We start from the raw sequence: 20,942 nt of genomic DNA, 5'->3' as shown, positions 1-20,942 counted from the left end.
GCAACCGGATGACACACCGCGGTTCGATGCCGATCATCGCTGCCACGGACAAAAGGCCCGGTTGCTGGGCCCGCTGTTCGCGTCGGCACGCTGGATGAGCGCTCACACCGTGGAGTTCAGCCAACAGCCAGGCGCCGCGTGACCAGTTAGCCGAACCGACGATCGACATGGTGATAACCGGACATGCGGGGCGAGACCAGATGACCTTGCGCCGAGCGGCGTGAGGCGAACGGACAGTGCCCCCGCGTCGGCCGCGTCACTCCTTACCGGGAGGGACGCGCCCGGGGGTCCGAGGAGACTTCGTGGCCGAACAAGAGCCATCGGGAACAACACCACAGGATGCGGAACAATTGCCGGAGCGGATCCGAGTTCATGCACTCGCCAAGCGCCTGGGAGTAACGAGCAAGCGCATCCTGGCCAAGCTCACCGAGCTGGGAGCTGATGCGCGCAGCGCGCAATCCAACGTCGACCGGGCGATCGCGGAATCCGTCCGCGACGCGCTCGGCCCGCCGGAGGGGCAGACCCCCGCCCCGGTGACCGCGACCCCGGTCGCCGAGACTCCGGCTGCCCCGGCGGAAGAAACCGCGGCTGCCCCAGCCGCGGAACCCTCGGCGCCCGCCGCCGCAGCTCCGGCCGAGCAACAGGCCGAGATCGTCGAGTCGCCGCCGAGCCGCGGCCACGGCGGCCTCGTCTTCTCCGCACCGGACCCGATCGTCGGGTCGACCGGCTCCGAGCGGCCGAACGAGGTCGCACACCAGCCGTCGATCCAGCTGTTCACTCATCCTGTCCGGGAAGAGCCGCACGTCGCCGCGCCGGTGGTCTTCGAGTCCGCCGCCGTGGTGCAGGCCCCGCTGTTCCTGCCGCCGGACGCCGCCGCGGCCGAGCAGGCCCGCCGCAAGCGCCGCACCGAGCGGGAGACCCGGCGCGAAGAGCCCGTGGTCGAGCAGGTCGAGGAAGAGCCCGAGACCGTCGAGGACGAGCAGGACCAGGCCGACCAGCAGAACGACGCCGACGATCAGCCGCGCCGCAGGCGGCGGGGCCGCCGGGGTCGTGGCCGCGGTCGTGGCGAACAGCACAGCGACGCCGACGACGAGAACGACAACGACGGCGAGGCCGAGTCGGATACCGACGACGAGCAGCCCGCCGAGCACGCCGACACCGCGGAGTCGACCGACACGGCCGACGACAACGCCGATGCCGACGACGACGAGAACGCGGGCGACGGTTCCAGCCGCCGCCGGCGTCGGCGGCGCCGGCGCAAGGTCGCCGGTGATTCCGGCGACGCCACCGACGTCACCGAAGACGACCCGCCGAACACTGTGGTGCACGAGCGCGAACCGCGGAACAAGAGCCGCAGCCGCGCGACCACGGTCGACGAGGTGCAGGGCATCACCGGTTCCACCCGGTTGGAGGCCAAGCGCCAGCGCAGGCGCGACGGCCGCGAGGCCGGTCGCCGCCGCCCACCGATCCTGACCGAGTCGGAGTTCCTGGCCCGCCGCGAGGCGGTCGACCGGGTGATGGTGGTGCGCGAGAAGGCGTTCCCGGATCATCCGACCGCGACGCAGGTCGCGGTGCTCGAGGACAACATCCTGGTCGAGCACTTCGTCACCAGCACCGGGTCCGCGTCCATGGTGGGCAACGTCTACCTCGGCAAGGTGCAGAACGTGCTGCCCAGCATGGAGGCGGCGTTCGTCGACATCGGCCGCGGCCGCAACGGCGTGCTGTACGCGGGCGAGGTGAACTGGGAGGCCGCCGGGCTCGGCGGCAAGGAACGCAAGATCGAGCAGGCGCTCAAGCCCGGCGATCAGGTGCTCGTGCAGGTCTCGAAGGATCCGGTCGGGCACAAGGGCGCCCGGCTGACCACGCAGATCAGCCTGGCCGGTCGCTTCCTCGTGTACGTGCCGGGCGGCACGTCCACCGGTATCAGTCGCAAACTGCCCGACACCGAGCGCAAGCGGCTCAAGGAGATCCTGCGCGACATCGTGCCCAACGACGCGGGCGTGATCATCCGCACCGCGTCCGAAGGCGTGGCCGAGGAGGAACTGGCCCGCGACGTCGAACGCCTGCAGGCCACCTGGCGCACCATCGAGAAGGCCGCCGCGGGCAAGAACGACGGTGCGCCCAAGACGCTGTACGAAGAGCCGGACCTGTTGGTCAAGGTCATCCGTGACCTGTTCAACGAGGACTTCTCCAAGCTCGTCATCGAAGGTGACCGGGCCTGGAGCACGGTCGAGAAGTACATCGGCACCGTCGCGCCGGAGATGCTCGCCCGGGTCGCTCGGCACGAGAACAACGGCGTCGACGTGTTCGAGACCTACCGCATCGACGAGCAGCTCGCCAAGGCGCTCGATCGCAAGGTGTGGCTGCCCTCGGGCGGCACCCTGGTGATCGACCGCACCGAGGCGATGACCGTGGTCGACGTGAACACCGGCAAGTTCACCGGCGCCGGCGGCAGCAACCTGGAAGAGACGGTCACCCGCAACAACCTGGAGGCGGCCGAGGAGATCGTGCGCCAGATGCGGTTGCGCGATATCGGCGGCATGATCGTCGTCGACTTCATCGACATGGTGCTCGAGTCGAACCGGGATCTGGTGCTGCGCCGGCTGACCGAGGCGTTGGGCCGGGACCGCACCCGGCACCAGGTGTCCGAGGTGACCTCGCTCGGCCTGGTGCAGATGACCAGGAAGAAGCTGGGCACCGGTCTGGTCGAGGCGTTCTCCACCACGTGTGAGCACTGCCATGGCCGCGGCATCCTGGTGCACGCGTACCCCGTCGAGCCGTCCTCGGGCGAGGACAGCGCGGGCCGCGGCACTCGCGAAACCGGGTCGCGTCGTCGTCGCGGTCGCGACAAGGGCGCCGCCCCGGCCGCACCCGTGGCGGCCGCCAACGGCACCGCGGTTGCGGAGTCCGAGGAGGACATCGCGGTCAAGCGGGCCCATCCGGTCGCGCTCGCGATGGCGGCGCACCACGGTGAGGACGCGGCGCACGAGGAGCCGAAGGCGGTCGAGGCCGAGTCGGGCGCGGCCGATACCGCTGCGGCCGAAGTCGATTCCGCTGAGCAGGCATCGGCGGTCGAGACCCCCGTGTCCGAGCCGGAACCCGCCACCGCTGCCGAGGAGGTGACCGAGGCCGTCACCACCGAGGCCGTGGTCGCCGTGCCCGCGCAGGACGAGGAGACCGAACCGGCGGAGGTCGTCGAGGTCGAGTCGCGCGCGCAGGCCCCGGTCGCACCGGAGCCGGTCGCCGCTGAGCCGAAGGCCACGGAGCCGCAGGGTACCGAGCCGAAGACTGCCGAAAACCATGCGGTGACCAACGGCGTGCCGGAGCCCGCGCCACGCACCACCCGCCGGCGTCGGGTGGCCCGTTCGGTGGCCGCGCCCGCCGCGGACAGCAGCGGCGCGGTGTTCGTGCTGCCGACCGCGGAGCATGCGCCCGCGGCCCCCGTCGACTACACGGCCGATGTCCCGGTCGTGGTGCCGGAGCGCAGGCCGCGACGGCGTGCGGTCGGGCGTCCCGCGGGGCCGCCGCCGGAAGAGTCGTAACAGCTGATCCGTCAGCCTGATTCGGCCGGTCGCACCCGCGGGGTACGACCGGCCGAATCGTTTGCCGGTGGGCGGTTGCGCCGGGGCGCACCGCGCCGCGTAGACCGCGGTCTGCCCGGCTGCCTGGGACCGAAACCCCTGGCCGTCGAGTTGCTCGCGGGCTGCCGACGGCCGGATTGTGTCGTTGCCGGGGTGCTCTGGTAACCTTGGTCGGTCGCTGCCTGGCGATGGGCGTTATACCACGCCCCGCGCAGCAAGCCAGCCAAGAACATCTCGCGTCGCGAACTTGCGCCGCGAGAAGAAACATGACTGTACTTATTCGAGTGGAGGAAGCCGACCGATGGCAACGTACGCGATCGTCAAGACCGGCGGAAAGCAGTACAAGGTCGCGGTCGGTGACCTGGTGAAGGTCGAGAAGATCGAGGGTAAGCCGGGCACGGCCGTCTCCCTGGATCCGGTTCTCGTCGTCGACGGGGCAGACCTGACCACCGACGCCGCCAAGCTGGCCAAGGTCTCCGTGGCCGCGGAGGTCGTCGAGCAGACCAAGGGCCCGAAGATCCGCATCCACAAGTTCAAGAACAAGACCGGCTACCACAAGCGTCAGGGTCACCGTCAGCCGCTGACGGTCATCAAGGTCACCGGCATCAAGTAAGACATCCCGAGGAGATTCAGCTATGGCACACAAGAAGGGTGCATCCAGCTCCCGGAACGGTCGCGATTCCAACGCCCAGCGACTCGGCGTGAAGCGCTTCGGCGGCCAGAAGGTCAACGCGGGCGAGATCCTGGTGCGTCAGCGTGGCACCCACTTCCACCCCGGCGTGAACGTCGGCCGTGGCGGTGACGACACCCTGTTCGCCCTCGCGGCGGGCGCCGTCGAGTTCGGCACCAAGCGTGGACGCAAGACCGTCAACATCGTCGTCGCGGAGCCGGTCGAGGCCTAGGCCTTACCTCTCCAGACAACAGCCGAGCGGGTCAGGGTCGCAAACCCTGGCCCGTTTTGTGTTTTCAGCAGGCCCGTGCGTTTTCCGGCACAGCCTCAGCCAACGACCAGTCCTGAAGGAGGATGATCGCCACATGTCCAAGTTCATCGACCGTGTCGTACTGCACGTGCGCGCAGGCAAGGGCGGACACGGGTGTGCTTCGGTGCTCCGCGAGAAGTTCATGCCGCTCGGCGGGCCCAACGGCGGCAACGGCGGCCACGGCGGGAATGTGATCCTCGAGGTCGATTCCAACGTGCACACCCTGCTGGACTTCCACTTCCACCCGCACGCCAAGGCCGGCAACGGCAAGCCGGGCGAGGGTGGTAACCGCGACGGCAAGCAGGGCACCGACCTGCTGCTCAAGGTGCCGGACGGCACCATGGTGCTCGACAACGAGGGCAAGGTCCTGATGGACCTCGTCGGCGCGGGCAACCGCTATATCGCGGCCCGCGGCGGCCGCGGCGGTCTCGGCAACGCGGCCCTCGCCTCGAAGGCGCGCAAAGCCCCCGGCTTCGCGCTGCTCGGCGAGGACGGCGAGGAATGCGACCTCGTCCTCGAATTGAAGTCCGTGGCCGATGTCGGCCTGGTCGGCTTCCCGTCGGCGGGGAAGTCCTCGCTCGTGTCCGTGCTGTCGGCGGCCAAGCCGAAGATCGCGGACTACCCGTTCACCACCCTGGTGCCGAACCTCGGCGTGGTGCTCAGCGGGGACACCACCTTCACCGTCGCCGACGTGCCCGGCCTGATTCCCGGCGCGAGCGAGGGCCGCGGGCTCGGCCTCGACTTCCTGCGGCATCTGGAACGGTGCGCGGTACTCGCGCACGTCGTCGACTGCGCGACCCTGGAACCCGGTCGCGATCCGGTGTCCGACGTGGACGCGCTCGAAGCCGAACTCGCTGCCTACAAACCGGCGCTCAGCGCCGATGCCGACCTCGGCGACCTGGCCGATCGGCCGCGCGTGGTGATCCTGAACAAGATCGACGTGCCGGACGCCGCCGAGCTCGCCGAGATGGTCACCCCGGAGTTCACCGCGCGGGGCTGGCCGGTCTTCGAGATCTCGGCCGTGAGTCGAGAAGGTCTGCGGCCCTTGACCTTCGCGCTCGCCGACCTGGTGCTGCAGTATCGGGCGGCGCATCCGAAGGCGGCGCCCGCGCGTCCGGTGATCCGGCCGATCGCGGTCAACGAGACCGGGTTCAGTGTCATCGCCGATCCCGAGGAGCCGGGCGGCTTCATCGTGCGCGGTCCGCAGCCGGAACGCTGGGTCAAGCAGACCCAGTTCGACAACGACGAAGCCGTCGGCTACCTCGCCGACCGGCTCGCTCGCCTCGGTGTGGAAGACGAACTGGTCAAGCAGGGTGCGGAGCCGGGGGCCCCGGTGACCATCGGCAACGTGACCTTCGAGTGGGAGCCGCAGATCTCGGCGGGCATCGACATGGTGCCTACCGGCCGCGGCACGGATATCCGCCTGGAACAGGACAACCGGATCAGCGCCGCCGAACGCAAACACGCTTCCCGGGTGCGCCGCGGTCTGGTCAAGGACGACGAGGAGTAGCGACCGGTCCGGTGTCGGTGGATTCGATTGCGGCGCAGGGAGTTCGAGGGCTATGACGGGGAATTCGGGTGTGACCGAGGTGGATTCGGAGCTGAGCGAGGCGCGACAGGCGATCGCGTCGGCGCGGCGGGTGGTCGTGAAGATCGGTTCCTCCGCGCTCACCAGTCTCGAGGGCGGGATCGACCTCGCGCGGCTCGACCGGCTCGCCGACGCGGTGGAGGCGCGGATGCGCGCGGGATCCGATGTGGTGGTGGTGTCCTCGGGCGCCATCGGCGCCGGTATCGCACCGCTCGGGCTCAGCAGCCGGCCGCGTGACCTCGCCACGAAGCAGGCCGCGGCCAGCGTCGGCCAGCTCGCACTGGCGCACGCCTGGGGCACCTCGTTCGCGCGCTACGACCGCACCGTCGGCCAGGTTCTGCTCAGCGCAGACGATTTCGCGCGCCGCGAGCACCACCGCAACGCACAGCGGACCCTGGACCGCTTGCGTTCGCTCGGCGCGATCGCCGTGGTGAACGAAAACGACACCGTCGCAACGGAAGAGATCCGTTTCGGCGACAACGACCGGCTCGCGGCCCTCGTCGCACACCTCGTCGGCGCCGACGCGCTCGTCCTGCTCTCCGATGTCGAGGGCCTCTACGACGGCGATCCGCGCAAGGGCGCCGCGAACTTCATCCCCGAGGTGCGCAGCAGCGCCGACCTGGACGGGGTGATCGCGGGCAGCGGTGGCGCGCTGGGCACCGGCGGCATGGCGTCCAAACTGTCCGCCGCCCGCTTGGCCGCGGACGCGGGCGTGCCGGTGCTGCTCGCCGCCGCCACCGCCGCGGACGCCGCGTTGACCAGCGGCACGGTCGGCACCGCGTTCGCCGCCCGCCCGGTTCGCCTGTCCGCCCGCAAGTTCTGGGTCCGGCATGCCGCCGACAGTCGCGGCGCGCTGCTCATCGATGACGGCGCGGCTCGAGCCGTCGTGGCCCGCCGCTCCTTGCTGGCCGCAGGCGTCACCGACCTGCGCGGCCGCTTCTACGGCGGCGACGTGGTCGATCTCGTCACCACCGACGATCGCATAGTCGCCCGCGGCGTCGTGGCCTACGACAGCACCGAACTCACCACCATGCTCGGCCACTCCACCGCCGAACTCCCGGAAACCATGCAACGCCCGGTAATCCACGCCGACGACCTCGTAAAGGTCTGAGCCAGCAGGCTGCACGCCGATATCGTGACGCCGAGGGTGTACGGCCGCGCAGCTCCTGCGCCGGTTACCCCGTCGTGCGCTGCCGCACCACTTCTGCGCTGCCGCACCGATTTCGGCTGTGCAGAACGAGTGCGACAACCCGCACGGGGTGCGGGAGCGCCGGTCGGTTCGCTGCCGTGAGAGGTGGCGACCGCCCTGGGCCGCTGGGATGGGCGGCGGCCCAGGCGGATCGGAGCCTACTTCTGCGAAGGGACCACGCCGGGTTGGTTGGTGGTCGACGGGGGTTGCTGCTCGTCTTCCGATGGGATGGGTCCGGTGACACCCGGTTGGCCGCCGGGGTCGGGGAGGGGGGCCGGAGTTTGGCCCGGAGCCGGAGCCGGGGGCGGAGGCGCCTGTTGGCTCGGGGGTGCGGGTGGCGGGGCGTCGCGGGTCGGCGGGGCCGGCGGCTCGTGGGTCGGCGGCGGGGGCGGCGGCGCCTGTGTGGTGGGTGGTGGCGGCGGCGCTTGCTGCGTTGTCGGAGGTGGCGCCTGAGTGGTGGGTGGCGCGTCCTGGGTCGGCGGAGCCTGCGTTGTCGGCGGAGCCGGTGTGGGGGAGGGAGATTGGGTGGTGGGCGGCGCGGGTGTCGGGTCGGGAGGCGTCGAAGGGCGTTGTGGCGCTTGTGATTCGGGGGATAACGGGGCGCCGTTCGGCGGTACCTGCGGTTGACCGTTCGGCGCGGACGGGTAACTGTCCTGCGGCGTCGACGGCTGCTCGTCCTGCGGGAAGTACTGGGGTGCTTGACGTTGTCTCGGTGACGGCGGCGCCGACTGGATACCGGGCAGCTGCGGCGGAGCAGGAAGCGCCGGAACGGCTTTGCCCGCCGTGCTGTACGCCGGTTTGTACACCATGTTCATGGCCAGCACCGCCTCTTGGCGCAGCGCCTCCTCCGCCATCTGCGCGTCGATGACGTGCGCGGCCTCCAGGAGTTTCGCGACGGTCCCGATCGGCCCGGAACCACCGGGCGGCGCGACGGCGATCTTGACCGCCTCGGCGGCTGCGGCGACCCCGCCGAGGCGGGCCCCGACCTGCCCCATGATCGCGGCGAGCTCGTCCACCGACGCGGCGAAGCTGCGGGTGCTGGCGAACGCGGCGTCGGCCGCGGCGCCTTGCCACTCCATCGAATTCATCACCCGATCGGTGCTGGTGCGGGTGAGCGGGAAGGAGGTGCTGAGCGTGCCCGCCACCTCCAGCCACGCGACCGACGCGCGCAGCACCTCCGCGGCGTCGATCTGCTGGGCCTTGGCGTAGATCTCTTCGTGCCGCATCGACTCGAAGTGCTCCATCGAGCTGATGTAGTCGGGGTCGACGCCGGTCATCGCGGCACCCGGGAGGCGACGGCGCGCAGTGCGGCGGCGTTGGCGGCATCGGCTTCTTCGAGTAGCCCGCCGCTGATCAAGAACGCCTCTTTCATCCGGTACGCGGCTTCGATGTAGTGATCGAGCAACGCGGCGGCATCGCGTGCTTTGTGATTGAAGCCGGCCTGTAACTGCTGGGCGGAGACGAATCCGCCGAATCCGCCGAGTTCAGCGGCGGATTCGAGGCGCTGTTGCAGGTAGCTCAGTCGTTCGGCCTGCCGCTCGTACATCTGCGCGCATTGCCGCGCCGCAGCCGGATCGAACTGGACTGTTCCTGCCTGGGCCGCCTGCTTGAACCGGGTGATATCGGCTCGGCTGGTCTCGATCGTCATCGCACACCCCTGAGATGGTCGGTCCGCCCCAGACTATCCCGAAGCCGAGCATCCGGTCAGCACTGGTCGGATGCTCGGCCGGGCCGCCGGGCGTCACGGCTGAATGCGTTTCTGCAATTGTGCGGCGATCTGCTCGGCCGAGGCGGGCGTGATGTGGACCTCCTTGCCCGCCCTGATCAGGTATCGCCCGTCGCCTTTGACGTCGATCCAGGTGTAGTGGATGGCCGGCGCGGGCGTGGGCTGGTCGAGGTGGGATTCGATCCGAATGTGTCCCTCTGCGGAGTGGGGCCGCAACAGCAGCTTGCGGATGCGCGGTGCGGTGGGGCGCTGGGCGACCACCACTTCCTCGTCGCGTACGGCCTCGGTGGGCGCGACGCGCGCGGGTTCGTGTCCCGGTGGAGTAGTGGGCAGCAGACCGGCGATCCGGGCCCCCAGCTTGCCGCTGTGCCCGATGGTGAGGCGAATCCGGCCACCGAACTCCGGGGTCGAGCCCGGCTCCTGCAGGGCGAGTACAGCGCGGTCGTAGATGGCCGCGGCGAGCAGCCGCAGTTCACTGCCCGGCGTGTGCGCACCGCCGATGGCCACGATCCTGGTCTGCGGCGCCGCCAGGATGCGCAGGCAGGCGCTCAGGTCCGGGTCGGCGCGCGGCGGCAGCCGCTCGTCGAGGGTCGCGCGCAGGCGATCGGCCTCGTTCTCGGTACGCGGGGTCTCCAGTATCCGCAACGGATACGGGTGCCGATCGAGCTCGGTTTCCCGCCAGACGTGGGCGAACTCGTCCGGAGTGAACGTCCAACTCACCGCCCGAATCACATCCTCACCGAACCCACCGACGCTGCTCGTAGCCTAGCGGTCGCGGTGCGGTCGGCGCACCGAGCACCTAGGATTGTGGGCTAACAATGCGGTGATTTCTCGGATATATCCAAACAACCCCTATTTGTTTTTGCTCGGCTAGCCCGTGTCGCAGCGCCTTGCTGCGGTGCGCTGACCCAGGGGTGACGGGAGGAATCCGTGCACGTGCTTGGACCATGGACCGATACCGCGACGATCGCCGAGCTCGGCGGCGGCAAAGCGCGGGGCCTGCATAGCCTGGGGCAGTGCGGGTTTCGAGTCCCGGACTGGACCGTGCTCGGTACCGACGTCTTCACCCGGTTCCTCGCCGAGAGCGCGCTGGCCCAGACAGCGGACACGATCGTTTCACTCGATGATCTCGATGCCGCGCTCACCGTCGCGGCAACATTTCGAGCTGAAATCGCTGCGAAACCGTTGCCGCCGGATATCGGTGAGCTGATCGCCGACGCTTATCGGCGGCTCGGTAGCGGGTCGATTGCGGTGCGCTCGTCGGTGGCCGCCGAGGACGGCCCGGATCACTCGTACGCGGGCCAGTTCGACTCATTTCTGAACGTCAACGGCTTGGACGCGGTGCTGGACCGGGTCCGCGACTGCTGGGCGTCGGCCTTCTCGGAGCGGTCGCTGCGCTACGCGTTCGCGAACAAGCGACCGCCCGCCGCCGGTGTCGCGGTGGTACTGCAACGGCTGGTCGCGGCGCGGACCAGTGGTGTTCTGTTCACCGCGAACCCGATCAGCGGCGCCCGGGACGAACTGGTGCTCAGCGCGGTCTACGGACTCGGCGAGGGGCTGGTGTCCGGTGCCGTGGACGCCGACTCCGTGGTGGTCGACAAGAGTTCGGGCACGGTGCTGGAGACGGTGCTGGGCGAGAAGGACCAGTCCTACACGGTCACCGCGGATCAGGGTTACACGATCGATCCGGTCGAGCCCGCTCGACGCGAACAGTCCGCGCTCACCGCGGCCGAGATCGCCGAGATCGCCGAACTGGGCGCGAAATTGGAGGTCGAGTTCGGCGCGCCGCAGGACGTGGAATGGGCGATCGACGGCGAGGGGCTCTGGTTTCTGCAGGCGCGCCCCATCACGACGGCGCTGGCCAGTGCGCCACCCGGCGCGGTGTTGCGCGGCGCGGGCGAAGTGGTGCCCGACGGTGAGCGCCGAATCTGGGACAACTCCAACATCATCGAGAGTTTCAGCGGCATCACCTCGCCGCTCACCTACACCACCGCCGCCGATATCTACGGCCGGGTGTACCACGGTTACGCGCGTTCGCTGCGCGTGCCGAGCGCACAGGTACGCCAAACCGACCAGTGGACTCCGGTGCTGCTCGGCTACTTTCACGGCCGGGTGTACTACAACCTGCTGCACTGGTATCGGATGGTCGGCATCGCGCCGGGCTATCCACTGAACCGCAAGGTACTCGAGGCCGCGCTGGGTGTGGCCGAGCCGTTGCCCGACGATGTCGCGAAAACGTTGCGGCCGTTCACCTTCGGTAATCCGCTGGCCCGGCTGCGGTCGCGGACCGTGACCACGGTGACCTACCTGCGCCGGCTGTTCGGCATCGACGAACTGGTCGAGCAATTCATGACGGACTTCTACCGCGTCTACGACGAATACGACGCGATCGACTACACCGCGCTCTCCGGCGCCGAAGCCTATGCGGCCTACCGGAAGGTGGACCGCGATCTGGTCGAGCGCTGGGGACCGCTGATGGTGCTCGACGCCATCCTGTTGACCTGTACCGGTTTGATGTTCCTGCTCACCAAGCTGTTCCTGCCGAAGGCCCCGGAGTGGTTCCTGTACGCGGTAGTCGGCCCCGGCGCCGACGTCGAGTCCGCGGAACCGGCCCGGGCGATGAAGGCGCTGGCGGACGCGGCCCGGGTCGACCCCGAACTGACCGCGCTGGTGAATTCGACTGCGCCGGAACAGATCTACCCTGCACTGGCAAAGCATCCGGATTTCCGGGCGAAGGTCGACGCCTATATCGATCGGTACGGATACCGCAGCCTGGACGAACTGAAGCTGGAAACGCCGGACCTGCGCGAAGATCCGGCGAGCCTGTTCATCATGCTGCGCAGCGCCCTGCCCGACGCACCGCTCGGGCACCGCGACGAAGCCGAGGAGTACCTGGACGCCCATCTGCGCGGTTTCCGCCGTCGGATCTATGAACGGTTGCGCGGCAAGGTGTCTCGTTGCGCGGCGCATCGGGAACGGTTGCGGTTCTGCCGGACCCGTGCGTTCGGCATGGTCAAGCGGATGATCCGGGCGATGGGTCGTGATCTGGCCGGCCGCGGTGTGATCGACGAGTTCTCCGACGTGTTCTACTTGACCGTGCAGGAGTTGCGCGGGTGCTATGACGGCGCCGATACCGCCATGATGCGTGAGCTCGTCGCCGCCCGGAAGGCGCAGCGGGCCAAGGACGCCGGTTTGGTGGCGCCGGATCGCTTCGTCACGGTCGGTTCGGCGTTCGGCCGGGCCGAACTCGCGCAACAGGGTTGGGTGCCGGTCACCGACACCCCGGCGGCGACGGCGGGGACCGTGCTGCCCGGCACGCCGTCGGCCTCGGGCATCGTGACGGGAGCCGCGGTGGTCGTGGACGAGCCGCGCGACGTCGCGGGTGGCATCCTGGTGGCCTATCGAACCGATCCCGGTTGGGTGGCCGCGCTGCCCTCGGCGGCGGCGCTCGTCATCGAGCGCGGCAGCCCGCTCACCCATGTGGCGATCGTGGCGCGGGAACTGGGCGTGCCCACGGTGGTCCAGGTCAAAGACGTCACCAGAGTGATACGGACCGGTATGCGGATCCGGGTCGATGGCACCAATGGCACCGTTACCGTGCTGGCCGAAGGAGATGACCACGATGCGTGACGACAAAGATGTTGCCGCCGTACGTAATTGGCTAGCCGACCCGGCCGCGGCGGCGGGTATCCACCTGGCCGACGAGGCGGACGGCTGGGAATATCGCAGCTATGCCGAGCTCGCCGAATCGACCTGGTCGATCGCGGCGTTGATGCGAGCGCACGGCATGAGCAGTGGTGACGGCGCGTGCGTGATCATGCCGACCGGATTTCCCTGCGTCGCCGCGTTCTACGCGGTCTGGGCGTGCGGCGGGGTGTTCACGCCGGTCGCGCCGCCGATGTTCGGCGATCTCGAGCAGATCATCGCGCATATCGCGGGCATCCTGAGCCAGGCGCAGCCGCGACTGGTGGTCACCTCGATCGAGTTCGAACAGCTCGTGCGCCAGGCGGCCACGGCGGCCGGGCGCACCGACGAGCCGTTGGTGATCGACGCCGCGGCGCTGCCCGAATGCCCACCCGAGCAACGGGTCTTCGGCGAACCCGACGAGTGCGCGCTGCTGCAGTTCACCTCTGGCTCCACCGCTGCTCCGCGCGGGGTGCGGGTGAGCTGGCACAACCTGGCGAACAACATCGCGATGATCTCCGCGCTGGTCGAGTGGGAGCCGGGCGAGGCGATGGTCTCGTGGCTGCCGCTCTATCACGATATGGGTCTGGTCGGTGCGTTCCTGACCACCGTCACCAATCAGGGCGATCTGTACCTGATGCGGCCGGACCAGTTCGTCCGCGATCCGGTCCGCTGGTTGCGCGCGATGGCGCACGCCCAGCATTCCCCGTCGCCTTCGTTCGCGCTCGGCTATGTGGCACATCGGGTTTCGCCCGCCGAGATCGCCGATCTGGACCTGTCCGGTTGGCGCACGCTGGCCGTGGGATCCGAACCGGTCGAGGTGGCCGATCTCCAGTCCTTCGCCGAACTCGCCGGTCCGCAAGGCTTTTCGATGAGCGCCTACACGCTCGCGTACGGGCTGGCGGAGTCGACCCTGATGGTGACCTCGTCGGCGCGCCATCGTCCGATCACCGCGCTGCGGATCGACACCTCGACACTGCGTTTCGGCGAGCCGGTCACCGTGCTGGAGGAGCGACTGCTCGACGACACCCACCGCGTCGAGGGCGCGGGCTGGATCACCGGGCTCGGCTACTCGACACCGGAATCGACCGTCACCGTGGTCGACGACGAAGGTCGTCCGCTACCGGACGGCACGCTCGGCGAGATGGTGGTGATGGGCGATTCGGTCGCGCTGGGCTACTCCGACGAATCCGAGTCCGCGTCCACCCGGATCCTCGACGGCGCACTGCATTCCGGCGACGCCGGATTCCTGCACCGCGGCGAGGTTTTCGTGCTCGGCCGGATGGGGTCGAGCCTGAAGGTGCGCGGGCGGTCGGTGTTCATGGAGGACATCGAATCCCGGGTCGCCCAGGAAACCGGCATCACCAAGGGCAAGCTGGCCGCGGTCGCGATCACCGAGCCCGGTGCCCAGGGCATCGCGCTGTTCGCCGAGTCGAAGCCGGGTGATTGGATCGCCGAGGCCCGCAAGATCATTCGTAGCGAACTCGGCCCGGCGCAGACGGTCACCATCGTCACCGGCCCGCGCGGCATCATCCGCCGCACCTCCAGCGGTAAACCGCGGCGCCGGCACATGTGGGAGCAGTTCCGCGGCGGTGCGTTGGCCGACGCGGTCGCGCACGAAGAGCGGGTCGGCGCCGCCGATGCCGGGGCGGCCCGCGGGAGCGCCGATCCGGACCTGCCGGTGCCGACCATGGCGCTCGATCGGGCGGTCCAATTGCTGGACAAGGCCCTGGACAGCGTTGCCGTGCCCCGGGATTCGACGGTGCTGTTCGAGGGGTCGCTGGCCGAGGGTTTCGGTAACGACGGGTCCGATGTGGACTTCCTGGTGCTCGCGCCTGGCGACGACGAACTCCCGACGCTGCCGACGGTGCTGTTCATCGACGGCCGCCGGGTGGAGGTGCGGACCCGCTCGGCCGCCCAACTGCGCAGGCAGCTCGAACAGGTCGCGCAGGCCACGAGCGTGCCCGACCTGGACGAGGACCTGCTCAATCGATGTCAGCGGTTCCTGCGGGCCACCGTGGTCCGGGCCGGCCGCCAGGACGTCGGCGAATTGCGGGCACTGCTTCCGCATGCCGCGTTCACCGGGCTGCTCGCCGAATGGTGGCACGACCGCGCCCGGCATGCGCTGCGCTACGCCGTCGCGTTGCGGGCGCTGCATGCCGGCGACGAGGCGGTCGAGTGGGCCCGCGACGGTTTGCTCCAGGCGATGAAGGGCTGGGCGGCGCGCCGGGGCGAAAGCTACGTCGAGACCAAATGGCTGCCGCGCCAGCTGGATCGGATCGGTGCCGACGAACTCGTCGACCGTTACCGTGCACTGGCCGATCCGGCCGCATGGGCAAGCGAGGACAGCCGCGACGGCGGGGCCGTGCGGCCCGACGCCTCTGCGCGGCCATTGTCCGAGGACGCGACCTGGGCCCAGTTGTGCACGCTCGCCGGGGAACTCGGCGTGACGGGCGTCGTCGATGATCCCGACCAGATCCTGTTCGCGCGGAGACCCGAGGTCACCACCTGGCACATCGGGCCGCGCATACACGTGATGCGGGACAGCAGTGAGGTTTTCGTGCTCTCCGACGACGCGGCGCGGGCGTGGCGCTCGGTGGTGTTCCGGCATTCGATCGCCGCGGTCCTCGGTCGTGCGCCACACGACAGCACCGCGGCTTTGGCCGAGTTCCTGCGACTCGGTTTCGTCGGCCTGCAATGGCGTGGTGGCGAAGTGCTCACGCCCGCCTTGGCGCTCTGCAAACAGGTCAGACCGTACACGCCCGTGCCGTCCGCGATATCGCCCGCGCTCGGCGTGACCGGGGCGGTACGCGAGCAGGCGATCGCGACGCTCTCGCCGCTGCCCGCGCGCCGGTTCACCGAGTGCGCGCTGAACCTGGTGTGGTCGAACATCGTGCTGGAGAATGCGAGGGAGGACCTGGCGGGCGCGATCAAGAACGCGCAGGGCGCGGTCGCCGATATCGCCGCGCACCGGATGATCGCGATGGCCGTGCGGGTGGTGTTGTCCGCCTACGGTATTCACCCGCTGCCTGCCGACGTCGCCCCGTCGTCGACGCTGGCCCGCCTGTTGCCGTCCGCTTCCCCGCACCGCGACGATCTGCTCGCTCGGCTGGAATCGGCCGGGCGGGTACGGTTCTCGCAGCTCGTGGACGGTGGTGACACGCTGTCCGGGCTCGCCGTGCTGGACGAGTTCGTCACGCTGGTACGTTCGGTGGCCGCCGACCCGGCGGCGACCGGCTTCCCCGCCTCCTTCGACTCGCGGGAGCAGTGGCGTCGCACGCTGGCGATCGGCTACGACTGGCTCCGGATTGCCGGCTATCTGGACACCGAACTGCCTTTGGACGAGGCCCGCGACCTGCTGGCTTCCGGCGGGCAGCAACCGCATCTACGCGACGAGGAGGTGCGGGCATGACCGCCGTGGCCGACGCCGCTGTGGCCGAACGGGTTCGTGGGCTGATCCAGCGGATGGCCCCGGACGCGCAGGCAGCCGCCGAGGACGAGCAGCGGCTCATCGAAGACCTGGGCTTCGACTCGCTGCGTCTGATGGAGCTGACCGTAGTGCTGGAGCGCTCCTTCGACCTGCCGCGTTACCGGCCCGAGCAACTCGTCGGCGTGCGCCGGGTCGGCGAGGTCATCACGCTGGTCGCCGCGACATTGGCCGTGGAGGGACGCGCATGACCGGGCGGGACACGGTATTGCTGACAGGCGCCTCGGGATTGGTCGGTGCGGAGGTTCTCGCCCGGTTGTCCGCCGCGAGCCGCCCGGTTGCCGCGGTGCTGCACAGCAATTCGCGGATCATCCGCAACGACGGCACCGTGCTCGGCGCGGGCCGCGCCGTCGCCGGTGACATCCGTGCGCCGGGATTCGGTCTGTCCGAGCCGGATCGGGCCGATCTGGCCGACCGCGTCGGCATCGTCGTGCACTCCGCGGCGACTACCGCGTTCGACGCCTCGGCGACCGATTACGACGAGCTGAACGTGCAGGGCACCGCCAACGCGATCGAGCTCGCCCGCGCGTGGGACGTCCCGTACGTCCACGTCAGCACGGCCTACGTGTGCGGCGAACGCAGCGGCACCATCGGCGAACACGACCTCGACGCGGGGCAGTCGTTCGGAAACGGCTACGAGCAGAGCAAGTTCCGGGCCGAGCAGCTGGTGCGGGCCGCGGGGGAGCAGGGTCTGCGCTGGGCGATCGTGCGGCCGGGCATCGTCACCGGCGCGAGCGACACCGGCGTGATCCGCGAATACAAGAATCTCTACACCGTCGTCAAGCTCATGGTCGAAGGCAAGCTGCGCTCGCTGCCCGGCCGGTACGACGCGACGCTGGCGCTGGCGCCGGTCGATCATGTCGCCGACGTGATCGCCGCCGCCGTACTGGATTTCGATTCCGCGCACGGGCGTACCTTCCACGCCGTGGGCCGGGACGCGCTGTCGCTGCGCGAGGTCTCCGACGTGCTGGCCGAGTACCCCTCCTTCGAGGTCGCGACGTTCGTGCCCGCCGGCACGTTCGACGAGAACGATCTCGACGGCATCGAGCGCGAGTACTACCGCCGCATCGGTGTGCTCTACACCAGTTATTTCCGCCGCAAGTTGCGCTTCGCCACCGCGAATGCCGAAGTGCTGCTGGGTAGACCCGCGCCCGCGAGTGGTAAGGAGTATCTGCGCTTGCTGTTGGACTACTGCCTGGAATCCGGCTATTTGGGCGTGCCGTTGCCTTCGATCGAAGAAGTACTGGCGGGCAACGACTTCGGCGGAGCGGACCGATGAGCCCGGCACTGGAACAATTGCTCGCCGAGCTGACACCGCAGCCGGAGAAGGTAACGGCCTACGCCGCCGACACCTATCTGTTGGAGACGGTCGACCAGCTCGACCGACTCGGCGTGGACGCCGCGAAGTTCGCCCGCGAGCATTCGCTGCTGTTGCTCAAGCCCGACGCGATCGTCGCCAGGGCGGTCGAGCCCACCCTGAAATGGCTGGCCGACAACGACTTCCAGGTCGTGTCCGCGTTCCGGGTCGCGGTGGACCGGCATCTCGCCCGCGCGCTGTGGTACTTCGCCTGGAACATCGCCTCGCCTGAACGCCGCACGTTGGCCGACCTGCTGGTCGGCATCTCGGACGTGCTGGTGCTCGTCGTCCGGGGCGAGGACGGGGAACTACCGGTCTCCGTGCGCCTCACCGAGGCCAAAGGGCCGACGGATCCGCGTAAACGCGAGGCCGGTCAGCTGCGATACCTTCTCGGTAGACACAACTATTTACTCAATCTGGTGCATTCGCCCGACGATCCCGCCGACGTGCTGCGGGAGCTCGCCATCTACCTGGGCGAGCAGCGGCGGGCGGCGGTGATCGCGCAGGCGGGGACGGGCGAGGATCGCTCGGCCGAGGCGCTCACGCTCACCGATGCGCTCTACACGCAGGTCCCCGCACGCAGTTTCGATCGCGCGGATGCGACCGAGCAGATCCTGCGTGACCTGGCACGGGCCGGTGCGCCGGCCCCCGACGACTTCGACCCACAGGCGGACGACGAGTGCGCGCGGCTGCTGTACGCCGCGTGGGCCGATGGCCGAGAACTCGATCCGTGGTCGGTGATCGTGCTCGGGTCCTATGTACTCCCGATGCGGGCCGGTACCCAGCAGCAGACGCTGCGACCGGTATCCGCCGAAGACTGGCAGGAGGGACGACCGTGACGGCAAATATGGAAACGGTGAAAACGGCAACCCATCTACGCACCATCTCGCGCGAGCTCGCGCATCGGTGCGCGGTGTCGGAGGTGTTCGTCACCTCGCTGGACGCCGTCGCCGAGCACGAGTTCGTGGCCGGTGCCCAATTACCGCGGATGCACGCGTATTACGGTGACCACGCCGGGACGCTGGGGTTGCGCCACGATCCGCTGCTGGTGATGGAGGCGGCCAGACAGGCCGCGATCGCGCTCAGCCACGAGTTCTACGGAGTCCCCGCCGAAATGGGGTTCATCGTGCGCACGTTCAACGGCACCGGCGCGGACACCGCGGCGTGGACGGTGGGCACCGCGCCCGCCGACCTCGTCATGCGGGTTCGGGTGCCGCGCAGGCACGTGCGCGGTGACACACTGCACGGCCTGGACATGGTGCTCGAAATCGACTGCGGCGGTGAGTCGATGATGACCGTGGACGGATCGTTCTCCTGGGTGACGCCACGGCAGTGGGCGGCGCTGCGCTCCGCCTTCCGCAAGAGCCTCGAGCTCGGACCGTACGTCGGGGCGTCCGCGCTGAGTGATCGGGCCGCCTGCGCCGTTGTCGGCCGGGAGAATTGGCGCAACGTCGTCATCGGACCGCCGCAACTGGACGGCAATACCGCTCGCGCGACGCTCGTCCCGGATCTGGGACATCCGTTCCTGTTCGATCACGAGCTCGACCACGTGCCGGGCAGCCTGCTGATCGAGGCGTGCAGGCAGACCGCGTTGGCGATGGTGCTGCACCGCGCGCCGCAATTGGAGTGCGTCGGAAGCTCTTTCGAGCGATTCGTCGAGCTGGATCGGCCCGCGGAATGCGTCGCGGAGATCACCGGGCAGCAGGCCGATCGCACCGTGATCCACTGCGAGATCCGGCAGGCCGGCGCCGTGGCGGCCGAGATCGATCTCGAATTCGCCGACGACGAGCTGGCTTTCGGCGCCGAGCAACCGGAGGCAGGCCGTTGACCGGTACCGATCTGCTCACGACGACCCGGTCCACCCGCCGCCGCCTCGATCTGTCCCGTCCGGTCGATCGGGCAGAACTGCTGGCGTGCTTGGACATCGCGGTGCAGGCGCCCAGCGGCAGCAATCGGCAACCGTGGCGATTCCTCATCGTGCAGGACGGCGAGACCAAGCGGCAGATCGGGGAGTTCTACCGCAAAAGCTTCGCCGCCAACATGTCCGGCCGGACACCACGGCCCGACCAGCTCGGCGATCTCGCGTCCGGTCAGTACCTCGCCGATCATTTGGCGCAGGTGCCCGCACTGGTTTTCGTCTGCTCGCTCGGCCGTCCGCCCGAACCCGCCTCACCGCCGCGGCTGGCGAGCTTCTACGGATCGATCTATCCGGCGGTGTGGAACTTCATGCTGGCCTTGCGGGAACGTGGGCTGGGGTCCTGCCTGACGACGGCGCACCTGGCGTACGAGCGGGAAATCGCGGAGCTGCTGGGGATTCCGTACGACGAGGTGACCCAGGTCGCCATGGTTCCGGTCGCGCACCTGCTGCCCGGGCGGGACCGGCCGGGACGGCGCACGCCCGCCGCCGAGCTGACCAGCTGGGATCGGTGGGCGTGACCAACCCGCTGACCTCGGTCGCGCGGATAGCGCGGTTCACCGCGGTGATGTACAAACCGCACTACCTGCTGTACGGCGTGCTGTGGGTGCTGGCCTTGGAGGGCACGGCTTCGCTGGTGACACAGCCGGATTCGCCGTGGCGACCGACGGGTGACACCCTGGTCCGGATCGTCGTGGTCGCGTTCGTGCTGCTGTACCTGCGCATGGTCGACGAGCAGAAGGACCTCGAGTACGACCGGGTGCACAATCCGGACCGGCCGCTGGTGACCGGGGCGGTGAGCGCCGTGGAATTACGGATCGCGATGGGCGTCATCGCGGCCGGCGCGATCGCGGGCAGCCTGGCGCTGTCCGTCGGCTCAGCCGTGATGATCGCGGTGGCAATGGCTTACGGGCTGGCGCTGTGGGGGCTCGAACGCGCGTTCCGTACGGTGCGCGACGCCATCATGGTGAACCTGATCGTCACCTATCCGGTGCAACTGCTCGTCACCGGCTACGTGGTGGTCTCGGCCATCGACACCGGCGAGGTGCGGGCGCACTGGCAGGCCGCGGCGGTCGCGGTCGTCTTCGCGGGCGCGTTCCTGCAATTCGAATTCGCCAGGAAGACTTCGCGGGAACGTCGTCCTGGCGAGCTGCTGTACTCGAATGCGCTGGGCGCCAACGGGAGTGTCGCGGCGATGCTGTTGTGCGCCGTGGTCGCGGTGCTGTGCGACATATTGCTCGTCCGGCCATGGGATTACCCGGCGCCCGGGTCACTGATCGCGTGGGTGCCGGTGGTTTTGCTGGTGCTGCCCGGGTTCGGCGCGTGGAAGTTCCTGCGCTCGGCGCGGATCGACTATCCGTTCGGGCCCGCTGTGCTGTTCATCCTGACGCTGTATCTCACCCTGGTCGCGCAGGCGCTGACCCTGCCGTAGTGA

16 protein-coding genes are annotated in these 20,942 nt (G+C 69.2%); 13 read left to right on the top strand and 3 right to left on the bottom strand.

Translation table 11 applies throughout. The features are described from left to right. Nucleotides 1-302: 302 nt before the first annotated feature. The 5 genes from NBRGI_RS25900 (at nt 303) to proB (ending at nt 7,260) form a co-directional block, all read left to right on the top strand. Nucleotides 303-3,542 (top strand): translation initiation factor IF-2 N-terminal domain-containing protein, encoded by a 3,240-nt coding sequence (locus NBRGI_RS25900; protein WP_029899815.1) that lies wholly within the window; start codon nt 303-305, stop codon nt 3,540-3,542. 340 nt (nt 3,543-3,882) lie between these two features. Further along, on the top strand, nt 3,883-4,194 hold the full coding sequence (gene rplU / locus NBRGI_RS25895; protein ID WP_029899814.1) for a 50S ribosomal protein L21: 312 nt from the start codon (nt 3,883-3,885) through the stop codon (nt 4,192-4,194). Between the two features lie 22 nt (nt 4,195-4,216). Beyond that, on the top strand, nt 4,217-4,483 hold the full coding sequence (rpmA, locus tag NBRGI_RS25890; protein WP_014982626.1) for a 50S ribosomal protein L27: 267 nt from the start codon (nt 4,217-4,219) through the stop codon (nt 4,481-4,483). Nucleotides 4,484-4,616: 133 nt separating this feature from the next. Then, nucleotides 4,617-6,071: a GTPase ObgE gene (obgE, locus tag NBRGI_RS25885; protein WP_029899813.1), complete on the top strand. Its 1,455-nt coding sequence runs from the start codon at nt 4,617-4,619 to the stop codon at nt 6,069-6,071. Nucleotides 6,072-6,123: 52 nt separating this feature from the next. Beyond that, complete coding sequence (gene proB, locus NBRGI_RS25880; RefSeq protein WP_370627838.1) at nt 6,124-7,260, top strand: glutamate 5-kinase; 1,137 nt, start codon at nt 6,124-6,126, stop codon at nt 7,258-7,260. A gap of 236 nt (nt 7,261-7,496) precedes the next feature. On the opposite strand, the gene NBRGI_RS25875 is transcribed toward proB, so the two are convergent. The 3 genes from NBRGI_RS25875 to NBRGI_RS25865 form a co-directional block, all read right to left on the bottom strand. Further along, nucleotides 7,497-8,615 carry a hypothetical protein gene (locus NBRGI_RS25875; RefSeq protein ID WP_029899811.1) on the bottom strand — a complete coding sequence of 373 codons (1,119 nt, stop codon included), beginning with the start codon at nt 8,613-8,615 and terminating at the stop codon, nt 7,497-7,499. Beyond that, entirely contained in the window at nt 8,612-8,986 is a 375-nt protein-coding gene (locus NBRGI_RS25870) for a hypothetical protein (protein ID WP_029899810.1), read from the bottom strand. The genes NBRGI_RS25875 and NBRGI_RS25870 overlap by 4 nt, the downstream gene beginning before the upstream one ends. 93 nt (nt 8,987-9,079) lie before the next feature. Next, nucleotides 9,080-9,784 (bottom strand): ESX secretion-associated protein EspG, encoded by a 705-nt coding sequence (locus NBRGI_RS25865; RefSeq protein ID WP_029899809.1) that lies wholly within the window; start codon nt 9,782-9,784, stop codon nt 9,080-9,082. Nucleotides 9,785-10,000: 216 nt separating this feature from the next. Between NBRGI_RS25865 and NBRGI_RS25860 the strand changes: the two genes are divergently transcribed. From NBRGI_RS25860 to NBRGI_RS25820, 8 genes are read left to right on the top strand one after another with little or no spacing between them, the layout of a single operon-like run. Next, nucleotides 10,001-12,694, top strand: coding sequence for a phosphoenolpyruvate synthase (locus tag NBRGI_RS25860; protein WP_051728032.1), 2,694 nt, complete (start codon nt 10,001-10,003; stop codon nt 12,692-12,694). Beyond that, nucleotides 12,687-16,160 carry an AMP-binding protein gene (locus NBRGI_RS44240; RefSeq protein ID WP_036560814.1) on the top strand — a complete coding sequence of 1,158 codons (3,474 nt, stop codon included), beginning with the start codon at nt 12,687-12,689 and terminating at the stop codon, nt 16,158-16,160. Before NBRGI_RS25860 ends, NBRGI_RS44240 begins: the two co-directional genes overlap by 8 nt. Next, on the top strand, nt 16,157-16,426 hold the full coding sequence (locus tag NBRGI_RS25845; protein ID WP_029899807.1) for an acyl carrier protein: 270 nt from the start codon (nt 16,157-16,159) through the stop codon (nt 16,424-16,426). Before NBRGI_RS44240 ends, NBRGI_RS25845 begins: the two co-directional genes overlap by 4 nt. Beyond that, a complete protein-coding gene (locus NBRGI_RS25840; protein ID WP_029899806.1) occupies nt 16,423-17,514 on the top strand; it encodes an SDR family oxidoreductase in 1,092 nt (363 codons plus the stop codon). The genes NBRGI_RS25845 and NBRGI_RS25840 overlap by 4 nt, the downstream gene beginning before the upstream one ends. Further along, the gene (locus tag NBRGI_RS25835; RefSeq protein ID WP_029899805.1) at nt 17,511-18,431 is read left to right on the top strand and encodes a nucleoside-diphosphate kinase; all 921 of its coding nucleotides are present in this window, start codon (nt 17,511-17,513) and stop codon (nt 18,429-18,431) included. Before NBRGI_RS25840 ends, NBRGI_RS25835 begins: the two co-directional genes overlap by 4 nt. Further along, on the top strand, nt 18,428-19,420 hold the full coding sequence (locus tag NBRGI_RS25830) for a ScbA/BarX family gamma-butyrolactone biosynthesis protein (RefSeq protein WP_235211103.1): 993 nt from the start codon (nt 18,428-18,430) through the stop codon (nt 19,418-19,420). The genes NBRGI_RS25835 and NBRGI_RS25830 overlap by 4 nt, the downstream gene beginning before the upstream one ends. After that, complete coding sequence (locus NBRGI_RS25825) at nt 19,417-20,028, top strand: nitroreductase family protein (protein WP_029899803.1); 612 nt, start codon at nt 19,417-19,419, stop codon at nt 20,026-20,028. Before NBRGI_RS25830 ends, NBRGI_RS25825 begins: the two co-directional genes overlap by 4 nt. Then, nucleotides 20,025-20,939 carry a hypothetical protein gene (locus NBRGI_RS25820; RefSeq protein WP_235211102.1) on the top strand — a complete coding sequence of 305 codons (915 nt, stop codon included), beginning with the start codon at nt 20,025-20,027 and terminating at the stop codon, nt 20,937-20,939. The genes NBRGI_RS25825 and NBRGI_RS25820 overlap by 4 nt, the downstream gene beginning before the upstream one ends. Nucleotides 20,940-20,942 lie beyond the last annotated feature (3 nt).

It is taken from the genome of Nocardia brasiliensis IFM 10847 (assembly GCF_000710915.1).
Lineage (GTDB): Bacteria > Actinomycetota > Actinomycetes > Mycobacteriales > Mycobacteriaceae > Nocardia > Nocardia brasiliensis_A.
The sequence above is the reverse complement of the archived record's forward strand: the minus strand, read 5'-3'. Positions and strand labels throughout refer to the sequence as shown.

Bases quoted from the DNA above. Each gene is read 5' to 3' on its own strand.
- rpmA (WP_014982626.1), top strand. From the start codon at position 4,217: ATGGCACACAAGAAGGGTGCATCCAGCTCCCGGAACGGTCGCGATTCC.
- NBRGI_RS25845 (WP_029899807.1), top strand. From the start codon at position 16,157: ATGACCGCCGTGGCCGACGCCGCTGTGGCCGAACGGGTTCGTGGGCTG.
- rplU (WP_029899814.1), top strand. From the start codon at position 3,883: ATGGCAACGTACGCGATCGTCAAGACCGGCGGAAAGCAGTACAAGGTC.
- NBRGI_RS25875 (WP_029899811.1), bottom strand. From the start codon at position 8,615: ATGACCGGCGTCGACCCCGACTACATCAGCTCGATGGAGCACTTCGAG.
- NBRGI_RS25835 (WP_029899805.1), top strand. From the start codon at position 17,511: ATGAGCCCGGCACTGGAACAATTGCTCGCCGAGCTGACACCGCAGCCG.
- NBRGI_RS25870 (WP_029899810.1), bottom strand. From the start codon at position 8,986: ATGACGATCGAGACCAGCCGAGCCGATATCACCCGGTTCAAGCAGGCG.
- NBRGI_RS25840 (WP_029899806.1), top strand. From the start codon at position 16,423: ATGACCGGGCGGGACACGGTATTGCTGACAGGCGCCTCGGGATTGGTC.
- proB (WP_370627838.1), top strand. From the start codon at position 6,124: ATGACGGGGAATTCGGGTGTGACCGAGGTGGATTCGGAGCTGAGCGAG.
- obgE (WP_029899813.1), top strand. From the start codon at position 4,617: ATGTCCAAGTTCATCGACCGTGTCGTACTGCACGTGCGCGCAGGCAAG.
- NBRGI_RS44240 (WP_036560814.1), top strand. From the start codon at position 12,687: ATGCGTGACGACAAAGATGTTGCCGCCGTACGTAATTGGCTAGCCGAC.